General features: G+C 71.3%; 1 pseudogene. It reads right to left on the bottom strand.

The window, feature by feature from the left end:
• Window positions 1-390: pseudogene (locus tag HW445_RS32595) on the bottom strand (hypothetical protein); the annotation flags it as partial.
• Between the last annotated feature and the right edge of the window lie 616 nt (window positions 391-1,006).

Below are 1,006 nucleotides of genomic sequence, written 5' to 3'. Positions count from 1 at the left end.
GTCCGCGCCCGTCCCCTGTTCCTGCTGCCGCCCCGGAACCGGCATCCACGGCGCGTGGGAGTTCCCGGACAGCAGCGTCGCCACGATGACCACCGCGTACACCGCGCAGGCGACACCCACTCCTATGCCGATGCGCCGGTAACGCCGGCTGCGGCGGCCGGACTCGTCGACGAAGACGGGACCGTCGGCCCCCTCCCCGAGCACAGCGCCGCCCGGCGACGCCGACGCCGCCTCGAGCTCCTCCTCGACCTCCCGGCCCACACCGTCGAGCTGCACCGTGACCTCGTTCGGGTCGTGGGTGTGGCCCGCGCGGTCCGCAGTCTCCCAGGGCCCGGACAGCAACGCCGAGCGCCCGGAACGGATGTCTTCACGCCAATTCTTCAGCTGCACGCAATCCCCCCAACGGGGCAGCCGGGCCGGGCGTTCGTCCCCGGCTGCATCGGTGCACACCCGGACCGGAAACGGCCCCCTCCGGACCCGCGCCCCTCTATCACACTGCTCCGAACCAGGAGATTACTGACATCCCGAGGGGTGCACGGGCGCCTCGAACGCCGTTCGATGTCCGAAAACAGCCGCACGTTATGTGCCGTATTCAGCCGCCTCGATCAGAGTGCGACACCGACGGACAGAGTCGGTCGGGTAAGGGGACGATCACGTTGCGTGAGGCTGAAAACGCTCCTCACCCACCCCGGGGGCGACCGGACCCGACCACCGTTCGAACCACGTCATCCGGCCGGAACTGGCCTGTGGAAAAACGGTGCGCGACCGCCCCGAGCATCACCCGCACCAGCGAAGGGCGATCACACGACTTCCGGCCCCCCTCACCCGTTGAGGTGAGCAGACCGGCGACCGGCGGACCGGGCCCGTCGGTCCGCCGGCCCGTCGGTCCGCCGGTTCGTCAGACCGTCAGGCCGTCAGGCCGTCAGGCCGTCAGCGCCCGCACGACCGTGTCCGCGAACACCCGCGCCTGCGGAGGCAGCGCGTCCCAGCGCCGCACCGCCCACCC

The organism is Streptomyces sp. UH6, assembly GCF_013421635.1.
In the GTDB taxonomy this organism is placed as follows: domain Bacteria; phylum Actinomycetota; class Actinomycetes; order Streptomycetales; family Streptomycetaceae; genus Streptomyces; species Streptomyces abyssomicinicus.
This window is presented reverse-complemented; position numbering and strand designations above follow the sequence as displayed.